This is a genomic window from Mesorhizobium sp. 131-3-5, assembly GCF_016756575.1.
GTDB lineage: Bacteria > Pseudomonadota > Alphaproteobacteria > Rhizobiales > Rhizobiaceae > Mesorhizobium > Mesorhizobium jarvisii.
In genome coordinates this window covers 208,022-227,715 of record NZ_AP023256.1, presented here as the reverse complement: position 1 = coordinate 227,715, position 19,694 = coordinate 208,022, and the positions used below count along the sequence as shown (strand labels likewise).

The following is a 19,694-nucleotide window of genomic DNA, read 5'->3' as shown; positions in this document are numbered from 1 at the left end:
GGAGTGCGGAAGAACGCAGGTGGGCTTTGCCAGGCAGCAAGCTTGTGGCGCGCTGGCCGGACGTGTCGGCCCGAAAAGATAATTGCAGCAAGGGACATGCTATGTCTGACACCTTCTTCAATCCGCATCAGCGCGCCACGGTGGAGGCCGCTATGGCCCGCATAATTCCAACCGACGACACGCCGGGCGCACGCGAAGCCGGCTGCGTGGACTTCGTTGACCGCTATCTCTCCGGTATCGGCTACATCTTCGCCAAGCCCGACGGCTCAGGCTTCGAAGTTCTCGAAGGCGCATCGGCCAAGGCGTGGATGCAGCGCATCGAAATCATGCGCGAACGCTATGTCGCCGGACTGCTCGACCTCGATGCCCGCGCCCAAGGGAGATTTTCGGCCGACTTCGTCGCGCTGACGCCACAGCAGCAGGACGATATCCTCCACGAACTGGAGCAGACCGGCACGGATGCGCCGACGACGCTCGCCGTCAACGACCCGCTCGCTGGCCCGGTTTCGCCCCAACCCGCGCTGCAGCAGACCTCGACAGAGGTCGATCTCGATTTCCTGCCGTTGCTGGTCACCCACACGCGCCAGGGTTTTTATGCCGACCCCATCTATGGCGGTAACAGGAACCGGATCGGCTGGGAGGTGATCGGTTTTCCCGGCCCCGCCTCGCTGAAGGATGTGCACACCGGCCGCTACACCACGCTGCAGTATTTCGCCGAAGGCGAAGCCGACAAGGTCAGGGAGTTCCATGATGGCCTATAAGAGAAAACCCGCGAGAACCGACGTCGTCATCATTGGCGCCGGCGCTTCCGGCGCCGCCGCCGCAAAGGTGCTTTGCGAAGCCGGCGTCAAGGTCTTGGCCCTCGAAAAGGGGCCGTGGCGGAAGAAGGAAAGCTTTGGCGGTGACGAACTCGCCAACATCAACCGCTACAATCTTTGGCCGGACCCAATCCTCAATCCGCGCACCTGGCGCGAGACCGCCTCAGACGACGCGCGTTCCGAAATGTTCTGCCCGGTGCCGCAGATGGTTGGCGGCGGCACCGTCCACTGGCAGGGTTGGTTGCCGCGCTTCACCGAGAACGATTTCCGCCTGCGCACCGTGGCCGGCGACCTGCCGGGCACCAGCCTTGCCGACTGGCCGATCACCTACCGCGAGCTCGAGCCTTACTATCTCAAAGTTGAATGGGCATTTGGCGTGTCCGGCCAGCCCGGCGCCAACAAATTCGAGTCGCACCGCTCGGGCGGCTATCCGTGTCCGCCAATGCCGATGTCGCGCTATGCACAGAAGTTCATCAAGGGCTGCAACGCGCTTGGCTGGAACGCCTTCCCGACGCCGCAGGCCGCCTTGTCGCGCCCTTTCAACGGTCGCAAGGCGACGGTGGTTAGCGCTTTTGCACAGCAGCACGGAGACCCGACCGGAACGCGCTCGTCGGCGCTCAACGTCTTCATTCCGGACGCCGTTGCAACCGGCAATTTCGAGCTGCGGCCGGACTGCGTGGTTCGCGAACTCACTCTGGACAGCCAAGGCAACATCAAGGCAGCGATCTACCAGGACGCCGATGGCGACACGATAGAGCAGGAGGCCGATCTCTTCATCCTTGCCTGCGGCGCAATGGAAACCGCACGCCTGATGCTGCTGTCGAAGTCCGGACGCTTCCCGACCGGCGTTGCCAATGGCAGCGACATGGTCGGGCGCAACGTTACCTTTCACGAATACTCGGCTGCGGTCGGGACCTATGATGATCCGGTCTATGCCTGGGCCGGCGGCGGCTATGTCAGCGCTTCGACCTTTCAACATTACGAGCACGACGCATCGCGCGGCTTCGTCTCCGGCGGGCACATTGCGGTGGCGGGCGTCGGCATCCCGCTGCCGATCAACTGGCGCATGCCGGGCACGCCATCCTGGGGCGCTGAGGCCAAGAAGAACGACCGCGACCACTTCAGCCATTCGCTGGCGATTGCCATGGTGCTGCATGACATGCCCCAGCACGACAATCGCATAGACCTCGACGAAACGGTGGTCGACGCCTGGGGGCTGCCGGTCGCGCGCGTGACACTGAAGCCGCACCAGAACGATCTCGACCAAGGACGCTACCTGATCGATCGCGGTGCCGACATTCTGGAGGCCAGTGGCGCTTTGACCATCCGCAAGGTCTATGCCGACCGCGTCACCGGCAATTGCTCGCACCAGCACGGCACGGCACGTATGGGCGATGACGGGGCAACGTCGGTGCTCAACAGATGGTGCCGGGCGCACGAAGTCGAGAACCTCTACGCAGTGGACGGATCGCCTTTCCCGACAGGCACAGGCGCCAACCCCACGCTGACCATCATGGCCAATGCCTGGCGCGTCGCCGACAAGATCATCGCCGAACGGGGCGCGGCTGCGTGATGGCCTGCTGGAGGCCGCCAAAGTCTGCCCCCAGCCACGTCTCCGGTCGACCGCAGCAATGGAGAGCGCCATGAGCGGCAACCGTTTCGCTGGAAGGCGTGGCCGCATCCGTCTGGGGATGGTAGGCGGCGGCGAAGGAGCCTTCATCGGCGCGGTGCACCGCATCGCCGCCCGCCTCGACGACCGCTACGACCTGGTCGCGGGAGCGTTGTCCTCGGACGCGGGGCGCGCGGCACGATCCGCTGCGCTGCTCGGTCTCGACCCGACCCGCAGCTATGCCGATTTCACTGGCATGGCGCGCAGCGAGGCCTCCCGCGCCGACGGCATCGAAGCGGTCTCGATCGTGACCCCCAATCACATGCACGCGCCGGCTATCCGCGCCTTTCTTGATGCGGGTATCCACGTCATTTGTGACAAGCCGCTGACGACGACGCTGGCCGAGGCGCTGTCGCTGCGCGAGGCGGCGCGGGTTTCTGGGCTGGTCGTGGCACTGACCCATACCTATACCGGTTATCCGATGCTCCGGCAGGCCCGCGCCATGGTCCGCAACGGCGACCTCGGCGACATCCGCATCGTCCAGGTCGAATACGCGCAGGACTGGCTGGCGACGAAACTCGAGGACGGCGGCAACAAGCAGGCCGAGTGGCGATCGGATCCAGCACGTTCGGGCGCGGGCGGCTCAATTGGCGACGTTGGCACCCATGCTTTCAATCTTGCCGGTTTCGTCACCGGGCTCGAACCTGACGCACTATGTGCCGAGCTTACCACATTCGTGGCAGGACGGCGGCTCGACGATAATGCCCAGATCATGCTCCGCTATGAAAACGGCGCGCGTGGCAGTCTCTGGTGCAGCCAGGTCGCGATCGGCAACGAGAATGAGGTCAGTCTTCGCGTCTATGGCGCGAAGGGATCGTTGGAATGGACGCAGCGCGACGCGAACCAGCTGGTCTGGTCATCGCTCGACCAGAACCGGCAAATCATTACCCGCAACGGCGCAGGCGCAGATGAATCAAACAGACGTGCCTCGCGCGTTCCGGCTGGCCACCCGGAAGGTTACCTAGAAGCTTTCGCCACCCTGTATCGTGAAGTCGCCGAGGCGATCGTCGCCATGCGCCAAGATAGGTCGCTAGCTCCTGAAACGCTGTTCCCAACCGTCGACGACGGCGTCAAGGGCCTGGCTTTCATCGACGCCGCCATTCGTTCGTCGATTGCAGGAGGCGTCTGGACAAGATTGTGATGATTACCTGCGCTTCAAGGTCCACCAGCGCAGTGCTGCTAGAAGCGATTGAACTCACCTAGCTTCTAATCGTCGGGCCCAGGTCACTATGTCCGCTTTCGGGATCGGGAAGATGGGCCTGACAATGACCGAAAATGGGCGCAAAGCCGCCATTCTTTTCAGGATTGAGAGTAGGCGTCGGCTTGGAGACAGCGCAAGTCAGTGGACAACGAGACCGGCGGCACTCGTCAGAGTTGACGCCGCCGCGCGCGCAACAATTGGCGGTAGTCGCGCTCGACCATCTTCAGTCCGTCGCGCACGAGGCGATGCGTCTGGTAGCGAAAAGGCGAGTCCTGCCAGTCGGCGGCGCTAACCAGCCGCCGACCGAACAAGGCGGTCGCGACTTCAAAATGGGATGCCTGCTGTTCGCGGCCATCCAGGCATCGCAGCATGAGGCCAAGGCGTCGGCGCTGGGCCGCAGTCAATCGAGCGTCGGGAACGTGCTGCCTATGGATCGAGCGGATGAACCGCTCGATCGCCTGGAGCCGGTCGTGCGCCATGTCGTCGAGCGGGATGATGGCGGCAAGCGGTTCGCCTGGCTTCGCGTCGTCGAGAAGCGCCAGTTGCGTGCCGCCCGGCGAAGAGCGCGTGTGAAGACCGACCTCGTCATGCCGGCCCGCGGCCAGCGGGACGTCGGAAGCACTGCCTTCCTGCGCTCGCAGATCCGGCGGCATCTGGACAAGGTTCACGACCCCAGGATCGATCTGAGGCGCCCAATAGACGGTCTGCTCGACTGCGGACTGGTCAGGCCTGGCGGCGAAACTGCAAACCCCAGCGCTGGCGCAATGCGCGCATCGCCTTGGCCGAGCGGGAGGCCGCGAAGTCCTGCTGATACTGGGGATTGCGTCGCAGGAACTCCCAGGCAATCGCATCGGCGGCGGCACCTTGGACGAACGCATATGCCTGTGGGTCACGCCACTGCGATGTATCCGTCTTCATCCGCATCCTTCCCTTCTCAAGGATTTGATAGGGGGACGTGGCTTTGAGCGAAATCCTTGGATTCCGTCATTGACGAATGGACGATGAGATATCTCGGCGCCGAGCAGTCAGGTGACACTTCGCGATGCTTGCTGGCTTGCGCCTTGCAGTGTCTTGAATGTGTTCGTCCAGGCGCGATAGGCGTCGTCATCGCCCTGGCTCCAGGCACTGAAGGCGCGCCATGCGGCGAACGATGACGCAGGCTGCTCGAACAGCGCGCCGATCGACTGGTCGCCTGCGGGCCAGCCGGCAGGCTCGTCGCCTGTCGCTTCGTGCGTGAGGCGCCTTAGATCGGCCAAAGCAGAGCGGATATGCGACAGCGGAAATTCGCAAAGGTCGGTGTTGTCAGTCGCCTCCCGAAGGATGACCGCAAGCTTGGCGACCACGCCCGCCAAGGATTGTGCAGGCGTCGCCACAATCTCAGCCAGCAACGCGTCGGCCTTTTCAGCGCCATCCTGCTCTTCCTTCAGAAAATCAGGCCAGTCGCGGTCGGCGCCAACCCTCTCTCCGCGCCCAATCACTTCGCCGACAGGCATGAGCGCACCGCACTCCAGGACCCCCTCCTCAGCCTGCTGCTGCCGAACGCACGAGGCCAGCATCGCAACGTGAGCGTCAATCCAGGCAAGGGATAGGAGAAGTGCTGGATCGGCCGACGGCTGGTTTTCGCCAATTGATGGGGATTGTGAAGCTGCCTTACCTCCACTCACCGGCGCCTCCCGTTCTCACCCGTGACGAAAGGACAATTGGTAGCTATCGTCAGAATCAATGAAGATTCTGAGCTATCAACGTCGTCGCGTAGTGGGGCCGAGCGAGGCTATTTCGCCAGACCTCATCAATGACTTCCGTAGGGTGGCATACTAAAAGCGGCTTTTTTGACCTATGTCAACCAAAAAGAACGATATTGAGAGTGATGCGATCTCTGTTCAGCAGTGTCGTGCTGCACGAGCCATGCTCGGATGGAGTCAGGGGGACCTAGCCGAGGCAGCGGCTGTTTCCAGAACTACGATAGTAGACTTCGAGAGGAGTATTCGTATTCCGCACCGAAACAATCTAGCTGCGATCCGCCGTGCGTTTGAGACAGCGGGAATCGAATTCCTTGCGGAAAATGGCGGCGGCGCGGGCTTACGATTTGCGCGACGGTCTGATCAGACCTAGAGAACTCTCGCCCGGCGCGATTGCCAGGCGAGAGGATCTTCATTCATTCGCCGTTGCGGCGGCTGGGGCGGGACCATATGAGGCTGTGGCCCTCGCCTTCCTCGTCGGCGAAGAGGTTGGCGTAGATCGGAGCGGTGAAGCTCGGATCGTCGAGCTTGAGCCCGAGATAGTCGCGGCCCTCGTTGGAGCGCTTGGACCAGGCGGCGCCGATTTCGGCCTTGCCGACCACCACGCGGTGGCTTGGAGCGTTCTCGCCGCTGGCCCTTGTGTCGGGGACGATGCGCACGCCCTTGGCCTGGACGCTGAGGGTGACGATCTCGCCGGTGAACTCGTTCGCATTGGTCTTCTTGAAAGTGCCGATGGTAGCCATTTTTCAGTCTCCGTCTCTTCGTTTCCGAGCCCGCACCATGCGACCTCGATGGCGATCGAGAGGCCGGAGGCGACCGCCGCCGCATCGCTTGCGACCGCAGCAAAGCGGAGGATGGCGCAGGCGCGCGTTTCTTGGTTCCGCGAGGAATGGGCTTCGCCCAGGGGAAGAAACGCGCGCCGCGCCATTGCGGCATAGGCGGTCGAGGCTTCAGCCGTCCTTCGGGCAGATCAGCCCGTTCGTGAGGTCGTTGGTGCGCTCTATGAAATGAAGAAGGGAGGCAATGGCGGCACCTGGCTATCAAGAATGATGAAGCGAACTGCAGGCCGAGATGTCCACCGATAACGGTTTGACGTGACTTGGATGAAAGCTTGCTCCATCCAACCGCACAAGGCGGCGTACCGAGTATGTCTCGTTTGGGCCGCAAGAAGACGGTGCGGTTCCGAGACGAACCACCCAGAAAGTTGCCGTGGAGGGGGGTCGTGCCAACAAAGGAATTCAATCCATTCGCACCGCGCTCGTTTTTAGTAGGCTGTCGCGAGGAAAGGTTGAGGATCTGGCGTGACGCTAGTCAACGATCGTCTTCTCGAAAGCAAGATGACGAAGGTGGAGCAGGCGCGAGCCTGGAGCCCGCGCGTCATCTCGAAATTCGAGACACTGATCAACAGCGCCGACGACCACTCTCAGTTTCGCGGCATGCTGTGTATCTCCATCCGAACCGGTCCTCCCTTTTTGCAACTCGTGCAGAAAAGAGCGCGCTCCACCGAGCTGAACAGAGCTTCCTTGCCGTAGCGCCGGATCAGACCCTCGGGCTTCACCTCGGCATGATGCGAGCAAGTCGTGCACCACGCACGCAGCGTGTGCCAGCTGCGCAAGTCGCCCAGCGCGACGTCCAGTCCGGCGTGAATACTGCCGTCGATGATCGTCTGCGGCGGAACCTTCACCTCGCCCGGGGTAACGATCTTCTCCATAACGTGGCGGCTGTTGTAGTGGATCAGCAGCATGCCCGGCCGGCGCCGGATGGCGGCGTGCCAGGCAGCTTGGCTCACCACCGCGTCCGGCGTTCGACAGATGGTTTCGAGATGCGTCTTCTCCTCCCGATCCCAAACCTCGATCCGGAAATTGTCTTCGGCAGTGTCCACCATCTAGGGGCGCGCCTTGTGCCAGCCGCGAGAAAAGCCATTCGAGACCGCCGCGCGTGACAAAGCGAGTTCCCGTTCAAGTTCGGCGTTCCTAGCCAGAGCGGTCAGCAAGGCGACCACGGCGTCGCCCCCGGCTGCAGCAATGGCTTGCTGCGCCGCCAACTCCAATTCGGACATAGCTTCGCCGATCGGCGCATTTTGGCGCTTTCCCATGGCCCTTTTCCTGCTCAGATAGGTCAGGAATAAGGAACATATTCCTGTCCGGTCAAGAGGCGCTTGACTATTTTGTTCTCATTTCGTTCACTGTCGGCAGGATAGCTGCACCGAAGGATCGGGAAGCCTGTCGATCGAGGATATGTCATGTGCGGCCGCTACACCCGATATCTGACATGGTCGGAGATCCACCGTCTCTACCGCCTGACGGCGCCGGCGGAAATCGGGCGAAATGATGAGCCTCGCTACAACTTCGCGCCGACGCAGGATGTTCCTTTCGTCACCGCCGGCGAGAACGGGAACCACCGCCTGCGGGAGGGGCGATGGTGGCTCGTACCGTTCTGGGCAAAGGAAATGCCCAAGGCGGCCATGTTCAACGCCAGGATTGAAGGCATCGATACGGCGCCGGCGTTCAGGGACGCCTTCAAGTCGAAACGATGCTTGATCCCAGCTGACGGCTTCTTTGAGTGGACGATCTCGCCGGCCGACGGCTTGGCACAGCTACCTTCCCGGCCACGCTCCTTTTTCGTTTGCCGGGCTTTGGGCCCACAACTCAAATCTCGACATCACGAGTTGCACCATCATCACCGAGCCGGCCGGCGAGCTGATGAAAAACCTGCACGACCGTCAGCCGGTCATTCTCGACCAGGCCTATTACGACGCCTGGCTCGACCCGGCGACGCCGAAGGAATACCTGAAAGACATCCTCAGCCACGACATCGATGACAAGTTGCAGTTCAACCCTGTCGGACGCGACGTCAATTCGACCGTCGTCAACAAGCAACCGAATGACCACCCTGCCCTAGTCGGGCCGATCAATCCGCTATGAGCGACGAACCCATCAAGCTTGCCGAAGGAATGACGGCGGCGCCGCGGCAAGGTGGACGGATCGAAAATCATGTCTGCGAGTTTGACGTTTGCGGCAAGCGCGCGCCGTTCGGATTTGCAAAGCCGACAACCATCACATTGGTCTGTTTCGAACATCGCGAACACGGCGACAGCTATTTGGCGGGGGTGAGATGATCAGTCGACCAAGAGAAGCGAACGATTATCCGGACCGTGTCATCGACTGCCAGGAGGCGATGGAGCCCGGGTTTCAAGCCATCGTCGATTGCATGCTGGAAGCCGGCTGGTCGCGCGGTGAAACTCTGCGATCACTTAGGCGGCTGATCGCGGCGGACAACATGACCCAGAAGGAGAACGCCAGGACGGAAACGCAGCTTGCCATCGCTCGGGCCATGATGCGCGCCGGGAAGCCTTTATAGCTGAGGGATTGTAGGCACAGCACCAGCCGCAGTTACTCGAAGGCGGACCTGGGGCCCGCCTTCGACGTCCGGCCTAGGTTCAGCCGCCCATCTTCTTTGCCATGGCGCAGAAATCTGCGTGCGACTTGTTGAGCGTGGTATCGCCGCAATCTTGCAACACCGCTTTCTGTTCATCCGGTTTCAGAGTCGTCCATGCTCTAAGACCGCCGCTGGGGTGATCGCCTTCAGCCGCTGCGGCGATCCGGCCAGTGGCGAATATGAGGACGCCCGGGTGTTCTGTTCTACGGGTCGTTGCCCGTATTGGAGGTCGAGACCGCAATCGCCTGCTAGGCAAATGCGATCGAAACCACCACGCGAGCTTGTTGTGTTCAGGCCGACTCGGAAAAATACGACCCCCACCGCTGGAACCAATATCCACACGGGCTGTTGAGCTGTGCTGGTACAAATGTTCCGCGGTACATTTCCACCCGATTGGCGTGCTCGACACACGAAGTCAAAGCAAGAAGCCGCCTGTGGGAAACAATATGAAATTCGTTAAGGTTGCAGCGCCGTTGGCATTGTTTTGCGCGCTTGGTGTCAGCCCGGCGTTCGCTGTATGCAATATCTCCGATGCGAAACTCGAGGAGGCCGTGCTCAAGAGCCCTGAGTTGCGCAAGCCAGAAAACCGATACCTGGTCCATGACCTGCGCACCTTGAGGGATGCGGCGTTCGTTCTATGGACATACGGTTTGCACGACGATTGCGAGCGCGTGCTCGCCAATATCCGCCAACTGATCGCCGCGCCGTCAATGGCCAAGCTCGCGGGTAATGATGAGGATCTTGCCGATGAGCAATTGGCAGCAGGCGAACCTAAGCAGCATGAAGGTGGGGGTATCCAGGGCAATCGTGACGCCCCAGACGCCCGCCCGCTCATCAATCTCGACGACCTTGGACCTGGCCTTCGCGTCGACGAGATCGTCGGCTCCGAGGTCCGCAGCTCGGATGACAAGATCGTTGGCGAAGTTCGAAATGTCGTGATTGGCACGAAGGACCGATGGGACTACGCAGTCGTTGCCTCCGGTGGGTTCTTTATCGCCGGGAAAGACAGCATCGTCGTCCCGCTACGTTATCTTCAAGTGAACGAGGAGCGGACAAGCTTCTACCTCCGCATCTCCAGCGCCGATGTCAAAGCCGTGCCGTTGATGCCCGACCAGAAATATCTGTGGCTTGCGGATGAAGCGTGGCGAGCGAAGAACGATGCGATCTTCCAGAAGTTGATCCCGGACCCGGTTCGCTCTGGAACCCCGTCGGTCCCACAAGCCAATACCGACTCCAAGTGAAAGATCGAGCCAAGCCAGCTCGTTCCCTGGCGGTCGAGACCGCGATCACGTGTTAGGCGAACGCACGAGCCTTCACGCGCACTTCTTGCGTTCAGCTACCTCGACACCAAGCCGGAACGCCTGGCCGTCCGCGTAGGAGCGCGCGTAACTTTCGGCCTCGAAAGGGAAGGTCAGCGTGTTGCCGTAGGCTGTCACGCGGACGGTCCATTTCTTGTCGCGAATGATTTCGACTGCGTGCTCGGGCGATCCCATGTGTCCTCCCACGATCACCAAGTGAGGGCACGGAGATAGCGTCGCAAAAGTCGTTTGAATGCAAACAATTCGACACGTCGGTGTCGTAATGGCGTTGGTCCGGTCAAATGGCCTGTTGCCCAGCCTCCGGATGGTGCGTCTACTATCGAGATTCAGACGACCAGGGGAAATTGAGATATTGATCGCGGCTGTCGTAGCAGATGTTGCCATACATCCGTAGATAGCCATCTCTTCGCGCCGGATCGGCATAGACCGCGCCTGGATTGGCAAGATCCTTTTGATAGTCGCCAAGGTTTTGCGCCGTGATGACGTGCGGCAGGATATCCATCGCTTGCGGGATCGGCTTTCCCTCGAGCCAGTCGGCCGCATGCTGGCCCATCGCATATCCGAAGACAGGCGAATTCAGGCTGACCGTCATCTTGTAGGGACCTCCCTTTGTGATTTCGGCTATTGCCTCGGGCTCGCCGTCGATCCCTCCGATGAACTGATCCGGCCTGTCCTTGCCAGCCTCCCGCAGCGCCTGCAGGGCGCCAAGGACGACACCATCGGCGCCCAGCACCACGTCCACATGCGGATGCGCCTGGATGACCATCCGCATCGTGGCCAATCCTCCTTCCTTGCTGACGGGATTGGGGGAGATATCGGCTACGATGCGCACGTCTGGCAGCGTGTCGAGCGCATCGCGGATGGCGACAAACCGCGGCGTGAGAAATTGCAGGCTGTCCTGGGTCAGCAGCACCACGTCGGCTCGGCCGTGGAACTTGTCCTTGATATACGCGACCGCCGCGTCTCCCAGTTCCTTCCCGGTGAGATATTGCGGCGCGTTGAGCAGCGACGTTGCCGGCGGTGCGACGACCGTGCTGACATAGGTTCCAGACCACATGGCCTTTTGCAGGCTGGGGGCCAGCGCCGCCGGGTCTACGGGAGACACAACGATCCCGCCCACCCGCTCGGCGCGCAGCGCCTCGACGTCCGAGATCATCTTGGCGCTGTCATTGGCGGCGAGGGCGACACGATATTCCAGATGGTTGTCTTCGGCCGCCTGAGCCAGGCCATGATCGACACCCTCGATGAACTCACGCTTGTTGTCCTTGGCGAATGCTAGGATCGGCTTGAGGTCGGTTGGCTTCGAGCAGCTCGGCGCCGTTGGAACGAATGGCTGTAGAACCGTCGGAACGGTAATGCCGGGTGACCCCTCGGCCATCGAGGCGACATTGGTTGCGAGCAGCAGAGCAGCGATCGGCAGCAACTGCTGCATGGCGAATCTACCGGTCTGCCAAAACATCGAACTCTCCACCTGAAGAAAACGCCGGGCGCATCCTTGCATGACCCATGGCGGAGGCAAAGCCTGCCAGCGCGCATAGCCCGTCACTGCGGCAGGGCAAAGCTCAGCACCACCGCTGTCCCCGGGTCGCGTGCGTGATAGACAACGTCGGCGTCGATGCTTCTAGCCATTGCCTTGATGATGCGCGTTCCCAGCCCGGTTCCCTTGATGACTTTGCCGGCGTTGCCGACGCCATCGTCCTCGACGGTCAGCAAAGCGCGCCCTGGGCTGTCCTCGCGCAGGAGTACCCGCACATCGCCGGATTTGTCGGGATAGGCGTATTTGAAGGCATTGGTGACCAACTCGGTCACGATCACCCCGAGATTGATCGTGGCGTCGATGCCGAGTGTCAGCGGCGCCAGATCGCTGATCAGGTTGGCGCCGTGCCCCTGGCCTCGCATCGAGCCGCCAAGGTTTTCCAGGAGGCCGCCGAGATAGCCGTCGAGTTCGACGATGCCGACCGAGCCGGAGGTGTAGAGGCGCTTGTGCACCGAGGCTATGGCGAAGATGCGCGCCTGGGTTTCGGCAAGCGCATCTTTGGCGCCCTTGTCCGTCAACACATTGGCCTGCAGGTTGACCAGCGCTGAGACCATTGCAAGGCTGTTGGCGACCCGGTGGTTGACCTCGGCCAGCAGGAGTTCGGCGCGGTCGCGCGCCGCACGCACCTGCGCCTCAGCGGCTTCCTTCTCGGCAACGAGGCGTGCCTTGGCGACAGCCTGATCGAGGGCGGAGGCCAGAAGCGCTATGAAGTCGTCACCGATCGTCTTCGGCACGAAGTCGCTGGCCCCGGCCTTCAGGGCGGCCACCGCGACACTCATTTCGGAAGAGCCGGTCACATAGACGGCGGGAGGGCCGGCGCCGCGCGTTGCAAGCCTTGCCAGGAATTCAAGCCCGGTCCCGGCACCCAGATAGTGGTCGAGCGCCAAGACGTCGAAGCCGCCTTCCTCAAGTCTGGTCAGAGCCTGTTCCGGACTGGAAGCATGCTCGACGACGAAACCGAGGCGGCCGAGCTTTTTCTGCACGAGGCGCGCGAGCGCGTCGTCGTCATCGATGTAAAGGACCCTGGTCTTAGGCATCGTTTTTCAGGCCGTTTCCGGGACCTGAATGACGGTGAACAGGAGGCCGAGCTGCCTGATGGCGTTGGCGAAGCCTTCGTAGTTCACGGGCTTGGTGATGTAGACGTTGGCGCCGAGATCGTAGCAGCGCTGGATCTCGCGACTGTCATCGGTCGTTGTCAGCACCACGACAGGAATCCGCTTGAGATGTTGATTGGCCTTGATTTGTTGCAGAATATCGAGGCCGGTCATGTCAGGCAGATTGAGATCGAGAAGCACAAGAAGATGACGCCCGACGCTCGCGTCGCCAGAGCCGTCCGGCCCCAGCAGGTAGGCGAGCGCGCTGGAACCGTTGGTGAAAGCAACGACATCGTTGTTGACCCCGGCGCGGCGAATGTTCTTCTCGATGAGGCGCGCATGGCCCTCATCGTCCTCGATCATAACGATCGTTACTGGTTTGCCGGCTTGGCTCATGCAAACGCTCTTTCGTTTGATGCCGCGATCATCGGCAGCTCTATCCTGAAAGTTGTCCCAACGTCGAGCGTTGATTTGACCGTGATGTCGCCGCCTAGCCTGCGCAAGATGGCTCGTACATGCGCAAGTCCGATACCGTCGCCAGGCTGGTCCTGTAGACCCGATCGCCGGAACAACTCGAAAATGCGTTCCACGTCCTGCTCGGCGACGCCGCGGCCATTGTCCTCGAAATCGATGGCGATGCGATCGCCGGCGATAGTCCTTGCTCCGACCCTGATGCGAAGCGGCCGCGCGGGCGAGCGATATTTGGTTGCATTGTCGAAAAGGTTGGCAAAAACCTGTTCGAGCGACAGGCGATCGGCCTCGATCTCCACGCCTGCGAGGTCGACGTCGATCTTCCCGTCCGCTTCCTTGACCTGATGCTGGAAGCTGGAAACCGTGCTTTCGATCAAAGCCGCAAGTTGTATGGCTTCGGGCCGCAACGGCCTGCGTCCTTCGCGCGAAAGCTGGAGGATGGCGTTGATGAGCCCATCCATCTTGCGCGTTGACGAGCGGATAAAACCGATGGCTTCCGGCAGGTCCTCCTCCGCCGCCATTCGTGCGTTGGCAACCAGGGGGTCGGACGCGTTGGCGCCGATGCCGGACTTTTCGATGAGCGTCTGCAGGGTGGCGACACCTGCTTCCAGCTCGCTGGTGAAACCCATGATGTTGACGAGGGGCGCGCGCAGGTCATGGGTGACGATATAGGCGAAGCGCTGAACCTCTTCATTGGCCCGCACGAGGTCGGCGGTACGTTCGCGCACCCTGGTTTCCAGCCCGCTGTTGAGAGCCTCGAGGTTCCACCGTGCGGCGCTGAGTTCGCGCGTGTGGCGCAAAAGCGAGGCCCAGGCGAAGCCGACCACGATAACGATCGCAATGCCGCCGGCTATGGTTATCATGCGCAGCCAGGCGAAGTAGGACCTCTGTTCCGCCACGCGCGCGGTCAGCCGGTCGTCGGCCGCAAGGATGATGCCGTTGAAGTAGACGTTGGCCTGATCCATCAGCGCCTTGCCACGGTTGGAAGCGACGATCGCCGCCACGGCATCGTCCTTGCGCTGTCGCTTCAGGGCGACGGTCCTGTCCATTTCGGCAAGCTTTTCGCCGATGATTGCCTTGAGCTGGTCGATCGATGCTGCCGCCTCGGGTTCCCCGGCAACGAGGAGCTGCAACTTTTCGAACCGGCGAAGAGCCGACGACTTTGCCGTATCGTAAGGCGAGAGATAGATCTCGTTGCCGTTGTAGAGGAAACCCCGCTGACTGGATTCCGCCGAGAGGAGAGAATTGCGGACATCGACGGCAGCGGTGCGGGTGTCACGCGCGGCAGTTACATCGTCAAAACTGATGCGCGACTTCTCGGCGAGCAGGTATGTGGCGGCAACGATGCCCATCAGAACCAGCAGGCCCATCGCCAGCAGAGCGCTGGAGCCGCGCAGCATGACCTTGTCGGTTGGATTTTCAGACAAATTCGTCTCACTGGTGCGCATTGGTGGCATTATCTCTAGCGAGCGTTATACTTTCCCACAACCGACGCGCCGGCCAAACAAGCATGTGTCCGCGTTGCATTAAGGGAGGGAACAAGTGACTTCGACTTTCACAGTCCATGATGCCAGCGGCTATGAGAAGCTCATGGGCCGATGGAGCCAGAAGCTTGCGCCGCTGTTCATAGATTTCGCGGGCATCTCGGCTGGCGAGAAGATCCTCGACGTCGGCTGCGGCACTGGCAGTCTGACATTTGCCCTGCTGAAGGCGGCTGAGCTCAAGGAGATCACCGCCATCGACTATTCGCCGGTTTTCGTGGCTGAAACGATCAGGCGCAGAACAGATCCGCGGATAAAGGTTGAGCAGGGCGACGCCTGCGCGCTCGCCTTTGACGATGGAGCCTTCGATCGCGCGCTGGCGCTTCTGGTGCTGCATTTTGTTACCGACGCCGGCAAGGCTGTGGCCGAAATGCGCCGCGTCGTTCGGCCTGGTGGCGTCGTGGCCGCTTCTGTCTGGGATCATCTGGGAGGCATGCCGGGCATGCGCATGATGGCCGATACGGTGGCGGCGCTCGGCGAAGCCGGCCGCCAGTTTCGTGCGCGCTATTGCTTCCAACCCATGATGATGCCGGGAGAGATGAGGGCGACCTTCATTGAGCAAGGGCTTCTGCAGGTTAGCGAGACGCAGCTGATGATCCGGATGGATTACAGCAATTTTGACGACTATTGGTCGCCGATGGCCGCAGGCGAGGGCCCGTTCGGCAAGTTCTTGTCGTCCCTCGATGCGCCGGATCGCGCGAGAGCCGAGGCGGCGGTGCGCGAAGCATATCAGGCCGGCCAGCCGGACGGCCCGCGTTCCTTTGCAAATGTCGCCTGGGCTTGCCGAGGGATCGCGCCCTGAGAGCCCCAAGGAGCCGGTCTCATTCTGGCCGGAAGGGGTGACAGCCTTTGGCCGAGGAAGGCGCTAGGAAGACTGGCGCGAAATTTCCTGGTCGGCATCCCGCGAGGCGCGTACTTCCGAGCCCTTTGGAGTTTCTGGCTCGGGCCGCTGCGGGTGCGCACCGGCCTCCAGCCCATGCGAATAAATCTGCGTCACAGGGAAGCGGCCGCACTTGCGCGATAGGACGTGCATCCGACCAGTTCACGTCCGCCGAGGCTGGCAGGTGTGTCGGCGACGCGGTCCCATACGGTCCACTGCAGGTTGGCCTCTTTCTGGCAAAAGAAGCGAGAATGGATTATCCGTTTTACTGATAAGGGGGTCCGGGATTTCTTCACCACTAAGTCACCCAAGAAAATGGTGCTGAGCTTGGGATGAAATAGTGTATGCGAAATCATCGCCTTGACCGGGATCAAAAGATTCTGGCGTCCAATTTAGAACCAACACACTCAAGGCGACACAAAGGAGGCGCCAACACGCCTCACGTTGCGAAATCAGGCCGCCTGTTGCTACCGGGTTACAGCGCCGATTGAGCTTTTAAGCTACGGATGGCCGCAGCGCTGAGTTTTCTGGATTTCTGGCGGGGGCCATCCCGGGAAGCCGCGTAGTACGAGGAAAAAAGCCCGTCGGCTTCGGTCGGCGGGTTTTTCTTTGCTGCTTTGTCCGAATGGGGGGGAAACGGCCAGTCCGCTATCGGGGCGAGCACGGCGGATAGCTGCCATTCGGCAGACGGGGCGTTCATCAATAAAAGTGCGGCGAGGAACCCATGACGGAGGCTCCAGATATCCGGGCCGCCAGTTGTAGGGACGCGCTTATAGCGGCGATATTGCCGACGAGCGGACGCATTTCTACGGCTGCCCTTCCGTAATTCACCCTCCAGAACGGCGATGTCGAGTTGACAGAGGGGGCGATAACACGATGTCTTCCTGCTACTGGAGCAGGCTCCCCTTTTCGGCCAGTCGCTTGCGCCTTTGTTCGCGGAAAACTGTCATGCCATAGCGGGTGATGCCATAGAACAACAGGCCAAAAATCAGCCCGAGTGGCACCGCACCGCACAGCATGGGCTTTAAGACCGGTGCCCACAGTTGCGAAATTGAAAGGGTCTGCAACATCTCACTCAGATGGGCTGGCCGTTCGTGACTTTGCATGTGGCCGTGCAACATGATCTTGCCGGTCTCCCAAGTCGCTCCCACAACAAACGGGAGGGTCAGCGGATTGCCAAAGACAAATGTTCCTAGCCCTGCCGCCACCATGTTTCCTGAAATCAGCCAGCACACGATGGCGGCAATGGCGAAATGGGACCCTAGTGGAAAGAAAGACGCGAAAACCCCAGCCGCCACCCCCGCCGCGACGGCCGTTGGAGTGGCGTTCAGACGGAGGATACGCTTTGAAACATACTGAAACGATCGCGAGAAGGAGCGGCGCGGCCACATATAAATGCGCAATCGCTCGAATAGACCATCAGGATTTCGGCGTCTAAAGAGCACTCTCTTGCCCACTTGAAACGCGGTCGGTTGAACGGATGGACCTCGTCTCTGAAAACGTAGCCTGTGCTGCTTTGTTCCGAATTTGCTGATCAACCGGGTGTCCGAAAGCGCAGCGGATAGTCGGGCAACAGTTGGAAAAACCCAGGCTGAGAACGCGCGGCATAGTTTTGTACCGCGTTGAATGGGTAGAGCGTCTGGTTATCGGCATTTTGCCAATCCGCCCCTACGTCGGGCGCCCCTCTTTTCGGCTCCCGCGCAATGCGCCACGGGCCGCCGGGCTTCTGGCACTTTTCACCTCAACATCGCCCAGGACCAGTACGCACCAATTACCATTTGCACTGTGAACGCAGTGAACCTGAGACTGACCGCGACCTGGCTCGTGGAGACGAGGTGAATTATCGACTGAACTATTCGCGCGGCTAATAGTGTAGAAGCCAGCGGATCCGTCACATCGGTCTTTGAAATAAGGATCGCGACTCCGAGCAGACCTCCGAAGATTGGAAGCCCTTCTATGCAGTTGGCGTGGGCGCGGGCCAACCTTTGCATAAAGGGAGAAAGAGCCGCGTTATCTGGCGTAAAGCCGTTTGCTGCGACCTTCCCAGAGATGACCAGATATGTACGGATCACTTCCATCACGATCAGCAGTCCCAGTGCCCACGAGATGAATACAGTCAATGCAAACGCAGTCGCCGACATATGCCGTCCCCGTCGCTAGCAGTCTCGGTCGTCGTAACCAATCACCTAGTCTACCGCTAAGTTTCCAGGAACTCGACCGGAAAAGCAGCCTTTGCTGGAGGCTAATGCTTCAAAATCTGGCTGAGGAACAGCTTGGTTCGGTCGTGACGCGGGCGGCTGAAAAACGCGTCGGGCGTGCCCTCCTCGACGATCTGACCGGCGTCCATGAAGATAACGCGGTCGGCTACCGCCCGTGCGAACCCCATTTCGTGCGTCACGCACACCATGGTCATGCCGTCGCGGGCTAACCCGGTCATCGTCTCCAGCACCTCCGAAACCATTTCCGGGTCGAGCGCGGATGTAGGTTCGTCGAACAGCATGACAGCCGGCTCCATGCACAGGCTGCGGGCAATCGCCACACGCTGCTGCTGGCCTCCGGACAACTGGATGGGGAACTTGTTGGCCTGCTCGGGAATGCGGACCCGCTCGAGGAACTTAAGCGCGGTCTTGCGCGCCTCCCTTTCCGGCACGCCCTTCACCCACATCGGGCCGGCCATGCAGTTCATCAGCACCGTCATGTGCGGAAACAGGTTGAAGTGCTGGAACACCATGCCGACGTTGGAGCGCACGTCGGCGACATTGCCCATCTTCCCATGCAGAGCGACGCCGTTGACGGTGATCTCGCCCTCCTGATGCGCCTCCAGGCGATTGAAACAGCGGATGAGCGTCGATTTGCCGGAACCCGAAGGGCCGCAGATAACGATCCGCTCGCCCTTATGAACCGTCAGGTTGATTTCCTTCAGGACGTGAAAGGTGCCGTACCACTTCGACACGTTGCGCGCTTCGATGATGGCGGGAGCGCTCATCGGACCTTGCTCCTGTGGTAATGTCGCTCGATCCGCGCCTGGATCAGTTCGAGGCAGATCGACAGCATCCAGTAGATCATGGCTGCGGAAATCAGCATCTCCATGTGCTGGAAGGTCTTCTGGCCGAGGGTGCGCGCCAGGAACATCAGTTCCCACACGCCGATGACAGAGACCAGCGAAGAGTCCTTCAGCATTGAGATGAATTGGTTGCCCGTCGGCGGAATGATGACCGGCAGCGCCTGCGGCAGGATGATGCGGCGCATGGTCAATGCGAAGCCGAAGCCCATGGAGCGCGACGCCTCCCATTGGCCGCGATCGATGCTCTGGATGCCGGAGCGGAAGATCTCGGTCATGTAGGCGCCGTAGCAGAGCGAAAGCGCAAGGATGCCGGCGGGCACCGCATTGATGACGAAGCCGAGTTGCGGCAGGCCGAGATAGATCAGGTAGACCTGCATGAGTAGCGGAAGGCCGCGGAAGAAGGAGGTGTAGAAACTGGCGATGGCGTAGGCGAAGCCATTGCTGGAAAGCTTGGCGACCGCGCCGGCCACCGCAATGACTGAAGCGATGACGATGGAAATCGCCGAGACATAGAGCGTGGTGACAACGCCCTGACTTATCAGAAACGGCAGCTTCTCCCTGATGAAGGGCAGGCTGAGGTGGAACGTCTCGAAGAAGGCAATGAACAGCAGCAGCAGTTCGAGCCAGACGATGCCGATCTGGACCTTGAGCGGCGCGAAACCAATCAGCACGACGTTGAGCGTGAAGATCACCGCTATGGCGAAGCCGATAGCAAAGCGCCCGTAGAGGCCGCTCGTCGACGGCTCTCCGATCACCGGACGCATGAGTTCGGCGAAGCTGGTGCTCGACATGTTGAAAGCCATGAAGAGAAGCAGGACGGCGCCGAACATCGTCGCCACGAACCAGGGTTTATGGACGAGGATTTCGGCTTCGACGGTATCGGGATAGAGCATATTTGAGCACCGGCTGTTCGGCGGCCTGCC

Annotated in this window: 24 protein-coding genes and 1 pseudogene; 10 read left to right on the top strand and 15 right to left on the bottom strand. The window is 60.9% G+C overall.

Annotated elements, in window-relative coordinates:
- Positions 1–101 precede the first annotated feature (101 nt).
- The 3 genes from JG747_RS36695 (at position 102) to JG747_RS36685 (ending at position 3,628) form a co-directional block, all read left to right on the top strand.
- Entirely contained in the window at positions 102–761 is a 660-nt protein-coding gene (locus JG747_RS36695; RefSeq protein WP_199201977.1) for a gluconate 2-dehydrogenase subunit 3 family protein, read from the top strand.
- Positions 751–2,391, top strand: a complete 1,641-nt coding sequence (locus tag JG747_RS36690; protein ID WP_199202051.1) for a GMC family oxidoreductase — start codon at positions 751–753, stop codon at positions 2,389–2,391. The genes JG747_RS36695 and JG747_RS36690 overlap by 11 nt, the downstream gene beginning before the upstream one ends.
- Positions 2,392–2,461: 70 nt before the next feature.
- Positions 2,462–3,628 carry a Gfo/Idh/MocA family protein gene (locus JG747_RS36685; RefSeq protein ID WP_244748513.1) on the top strand — a complete coding sequence of 389 codons (1,167 nt, stop codon included), beginning with the start codon at positions 2,462–2,464 and terminating at the stop codon, positions 3,626–3,628.
- Positions 3,629–3,855: 227 nt separating this feature from the next.
- Here the strand turns inward: JG747_RS36685 and JG747_RS36680 are convergent, their stop codons facing one another.
- The 3 genes from JG747_RS36680 to JG747_RS36670 all read right to left on the bottom strand — a co-directional run bounded on the left by JG747_RS36680 (position 3,856) and on the right by JG747_RS36670 (position 5,181).
- Positions 3,856–4,356 carry a DUF2285 domain-containing protein gene (locus JG747_RS36680; RefSeq protein ID WP_019863607.1) on the bottom strand — a complete coding sequence of 167 codons (501 nt, stop codon included), beginning with the start codon at positions 4,354–4,356 and terminating at the stop codon, positions 3,856–3,858.
- Between the two features lie 55 nt (positions 4,357–4,411).
- Entirely contained in the window at positions 4,412–4,612 is a 201-nt protein-coding gene (locus tag JG747_RS36675) for a transcriptional regulator domain-containing protein (protein ID WP_120145555.1), read from the bottom strand.
- Between the two features lie 101 nt (positions 4,613–4,713).
- On the bottom strand, positions 4,714–5,181 hold the full coding sequence (locus JG747_RS36670; RefSeq protein WP_236952496.1) for a hypothetical protein: 468 nt from the start codon (positions 5,179–5,181) through the stop codon (positions 4,714–4,716).
- A 343-nt stretch (positions 5,182–5,524) separates the two neighbouring features.
- On the opposite strand from JG747_RS36670, the gene JG747_RS36665 reads away from it, so the two are divergent.
- Positions 5,525–5,800, top strand: a complete 276-nt coding sequence (locus JG747_RS36665; RefSeq protein WP_280739588.1) for a helix-turn-helix transcriptional regulator — start codon at positions 5,525–5,527, stop codon at positions 5,798–5,800.
- A gap of 43 nt (positions 5,801–5,843) precedes the next feature.
- On the opposite strand, the gene JG747_RS36660 is transcribed toward JG747_RS36665, so the two are convergent.
- The 3 genes from JG747_RS36660 to JG747_RS36650 all read right to left on the bottom strand — a co-directional run bounded on the left by JG747_RS36660 (position 5,844) and on the right by JG747_RS36650 (position 7,522).
- On the bottom strand, positions 5,844–6,170 hold the full coding sequence (locus JG747_RS36660) for a DUF736 domain-containing protein (protein ID WP_027047842.1): 327 nt from the start codon (positions 6,168–6,170) through the stop codon (positions 5,844–5,846).
- A 680-nt stretch (positions 6,171–6,850) separates the two neighbouring features.
- On the bottom strand, positions 6,851–7,312 hold the full coding sequence (locus JG747_RS36655; protein ID WP_010915373.1) for a hypothetical protein: 462 nt from the start codon (positions 7,310–7,312) through the stop codon (positions 6,851–6,853).
- Positions 7,313–7,522, bottom strand: coding sequence for a hypothetical protein (locus tag JG747_RS36650; RefSeq protein WP_010915372.1), 210 nt, complete (start codon positions 7,520–7,522; stop codon positions 7,313–7,315). It lies immediately after the preceding gene.
- A 147-nt stretch (positions 7,523–7,669) separates the two neighbouring features.
- On the opposite strand from JG747_RS36650, the pseudogene JG747_RS37650 reads away from it, so the two are divergent.
- From JG747_RS37650 to JG747_RS36630, 5 genes and pseudogenes are all read left to right on the top strand, one after another.
- Positions 7,670–7,936 (top strand): annotated as a pseudogene (locus JG747_RS37650) (SOS response-associated peptidase family protein); the annotation flags it as partial.
- Between the two features lie 49 nt (positions 7,937–7,985).
- The gene (locus tag JG747_RS37645) at positions 7,986–8,351 is read left to right on the top strand and encodes an SOS response-associated peptidase family protein (protein ID WP_274609733.1); all 366 of its coding nucleotides are present in this window, start codon (positions 7,986–7,988) and stop codon (positions 8,349–8,351) included.
- Positions 8,348–8,545 (top strand): hypothetical protein, encoded by a 198-nt coding sequence (locus JG747_RS36640; protein ID WP_199201975.1) that lies wholly within the window; start codon positions 8,348–8,350, stop codon positions 8,543–8,545. The genes JG747_RS37645 and JG747_RS36640 overlap by 4 nt, the downstream gene beginning before the upstream one ends.
- The gene (locus JG747_RS36635; RefSeq protein WP_019863603.1) at positions 8,542–8,787 is read left to right on the top strand and encodes a hypothetical protein; all 246 of its coding nucleotides are present in this window, start codon (positions 8,542–8,544) and stop codon (positions 8,785–8,787) included. Before JG747_RS36640 ends, JG747_RS36635 begins: the two co-directional genes overlap by 4 nt.
- A gap of 476 nt (positions 8,788–9,263) precedes the next feature.
- Positions 9,264–10,106 (top strand): PRC-barrel domain-containing protein, encoded by an 843-nt coding sequence (locus JG747_RS36630; protein ID WP_019863602.1) that lies wholly within the window; start codon positions 9,264–9,266, stop codon positions 10,104–10,106.
- Between the two features lie 72 nt (positions 10,107–10,178).
- On the opposite strand, the gene JG747_RS36625 is transcribed toward JG747_RS36630, so the two are convergent.
- The 5 genes from JG747_RS36625 to JG747_RS36605 all read right to left on the bottom strand — a co-directional run bounded on the left by JG747_RS36625 (position 10,179) and on the right by JG747_RS36605 (position 14,713).
- Positions 10,179–10,358 (bottom strand): hypothetical protein, encoded by a 180-nt coding sequence (locus tag JG747_RS36625; protein ID WP_019863601.1) that lies wholly within the window; start codon positions 10,356–10,358, stop codon positions 10,179–10,181.
- A gap of 142 nt (positions 10,359–10,500) precedes the next feature.
- A complete protein-coding gene (locus JG747_RS36620; RefSeq protein ID WP_020629175.1) occupies positions 10,501–11,643 on the bottom strand; it encodes a sugar ABC transporter substrate-binding protein in 1,143 nt (380 codons plus the stop codon).
- 83 nt (positions 11,644–11,726) lie between these two features.
- Positions 11,727–12,758, bottom strand: coding sequence for a histidine kinase dimerization/phosphoacceptor domain -containing protein (locus JG747_RS36615; protein WP_019863599.1), 1,032 nt, complete (start codon positions 12,756–12,758; stop codon positions 11,727–11,729).
- 6 nt (positions 12,759–12,764) lie between these two features.
- Positions 12,765–13,211, bottom strand: coding sequence for a response regulator (locus tag JG747_RS36610; RefSeq protein ID WP_010913467.1), 447 nt, complete (start codon positions 13,209–13,211; stop codon positions 12,765–12,767).
- The gene (locus JG747_RS36605) at positions 13,208–14,713 is read right to left on the bottom strand and encodes a sensor histidine kinase (RefSeq protein WP_027047840.1); all 1,506 of its coding nucleotides are present in this window, start codon (positions 14,711–14,713) and stop codon (positions 13,208–13,210) included. The genes JG747_RS36610 and JG747_RS36605 overlap by 4 nt, the downstream gene beginning before the upstream one ends.
- Positions 14,714–14,828: 115 nt before the next feature.
- Between JG747_RS36605 and JG747_RS36600 the strand changes: the two genes are divergently transcribed.
- Positions 14,829–15,629, top strand: coding sequence for a class I SAM-dependent methyltransferase (locus JG747_RS36600; protein ID WP_019863596.1), 801 nt, complete (start codon positions 14,829–14,831; stop codon positions 15,627–15,629).
- Positions 15,630–16,594: 965 nt separating this feature from the next.
- Here JG747_RS36600 and JG747_RS36595 read toward each other — a convergent pair.
- The 4 genes from JG747_RS36595 to JG747_RS36580 form a co-directional block, all read right to left on the bottom strand.
- On the bottom strand, positions 16,595–17,152 hold the full coding sequence (locus JG747_RS36595; protein WP_032921571.1) for a DUF2062 domain-containing protein: 558 nt from the start codon (positions 17,150–17,152) through the stop codon (positions 16,595–16,597).
- A gap of 291 nt (positions 17,153–17,443) precedes the next feature.
- The gene (locus JG747_RS36590) at positions 17,444–17,848 is read right to left on the bottom strand and encodes an MAPEG family protein (RefSeq protein WP_199201973.1); all 405 of its coding nucleotides are present in this window, start codon (positions 17,846–17,848) and stop codon (positions 17,444–17,446) included.
- A 101-nt stretch (positions 17,849–17,949) separates the two neighbouring features.
- Complete coding sequence (locus JG747_RS36585; RefSeq protein ID WP_019863593.1) at positions 17,950–18,693, bottom strand: amino acid ABC transporter ATP-binding protein; 744 nt, start codon at positions 18,691–18,693, stop codon at positions 17,950–17,952.
- Positions 18,690–19,664: an amino acid ABC transporter permease gene (locus JG747_RS36580; RefSeq protein WP_019863592.1), complete on the bottom strand. Its 975-nt coding sequence runs from the start codon at positions 19,662–19,664 to the stop codon at positions 18,690–18,692. Before JG747_RS36580 ends, JG747_RS36585 begins: the two co-directional genes overlap by 4 nt.
- Between the last annotated feature and the right edge of the window lie 30 nt (positions 19,665–19,694).

Coding starts and splice junctions, on each gene's coding strand:
- JG747_RS36695 (WP_199201977.1), top strand. CDS start 102: ATGTCTGACACCTTCTTCAATCCGCATCAGCGCGCCACGGTGGAGGCC.
- JG747_RS36690 (WP_199202051.1), top strand. CDS start 751: ATGGCCTATAAGAGAAAACCCGCGAGAACCGACGTCGTCATCATTGGC.
- JG747_RS36685 (WP_244748513.1), top strand. CDS start 2,462: ATGAGCGGCAACCGTTTCGCTGGAAGGCGTGGCCGCATCCGTCTGGGG.
- JG747_RS36675 (WP_120145555.1), bottom strand. CDS start 4,612: ATGCGGATGAAGACGGATACATCGCAGTGGCGTGACCCACAGGCATAT.
- JG747_RS36670 (WP_236952496.1), bottom strand. CDS start 5,181: ATGCCTGTCGGCGAAGTGATTGGGCGCGGAGAGAGGGTTGGCGCCGAC.
- JG747_RS36665 (WP_280739588.1), top strand. CDS start 5,525: ATGTCAACCAAAAAGAACGATATTGAGAGTGATGCGATCTCTGTTCAG.
- JG747_RS36660 (WP_027047842.1), bottom strand. CDS start 6,170: ATGGCTACCATCGGCACTTTCAAGAAGACCAATGCGAACGAGTTCACC.
- JG747_RS36655 (WP_010915373.1), bottom strand. CDS start 7,312: ATGGTGGACACTGCCGAAGACAATTTCCGGATCGAGGTTTGGGATCGG.
- JG747_RS36650 (WP_010915372.1), bottom strand. CDS start 7,522: ATGGGAAAGCGCCAAAATGCGCCGATCGGCGAAGCTATGTCCGAATTG.
- JG747_RS36640 (WP_199201975.1), top strand. CDS start 8,348: ATGAGCGACGAACCCATCAAGCTTGCCGAAGGAATGACGGCGGCGCCG.
- JG747_RS36635 (WP_019863603.1), top strand. CDS start 8,542: ATGATCAGTCGACCAAGAGAAGCGAACGATTATCCGGACCGTGTCATC.
- JG747_RS36625 (WP_019863601.1), bottom strand. CDS start 10,358: ATGGGATCGCCCGAGCACGCAGTCGAAATCATTCGCGACAAGAAATGG.
- JG747_RS36620 (WP_020629175.1), bottom strand. CDS start 11,643: ATGTTTTGGCAGACCGGTAGATTCGCCATGCAGCAGTTGCTGCCGATC.
- JG747_RS36615 (WP_019863599.1), bottom strand. CDS start 12,758: ATGCCTAAGACCAGGGTCCTTTACATCGATGACGACGACGCGCTCGCG.
- JG747_RS36610 (WP_010913467.1), bottom strand. CDS start 13,211: ATGAGCCAAGCCGGCAAACCAGTAACGATCGTTATGATCGAGGACGAT.
- JG747_RS36590 (WP_199201973.1), bottom strand. CDS start 17,848: ATGTCGGCGACTGCGTTTGCATTGACTGTATTCATCTCGTGGGCACTG.
- JG747_RS36585 (WP_019863593.1), bottom strand. CDS start 18,693: ATGAGCGCTCCCGCCATCATCGAAGCGCGCAACGTGTCGAAGTGGTAC.
- JG747_RS36580 (WP_019863592.1), bottom strand. CDS start 19,664: ATGCTCTATCCCGATACCGTCGAAGCCGAAATCCTCGTCCATAAACCC.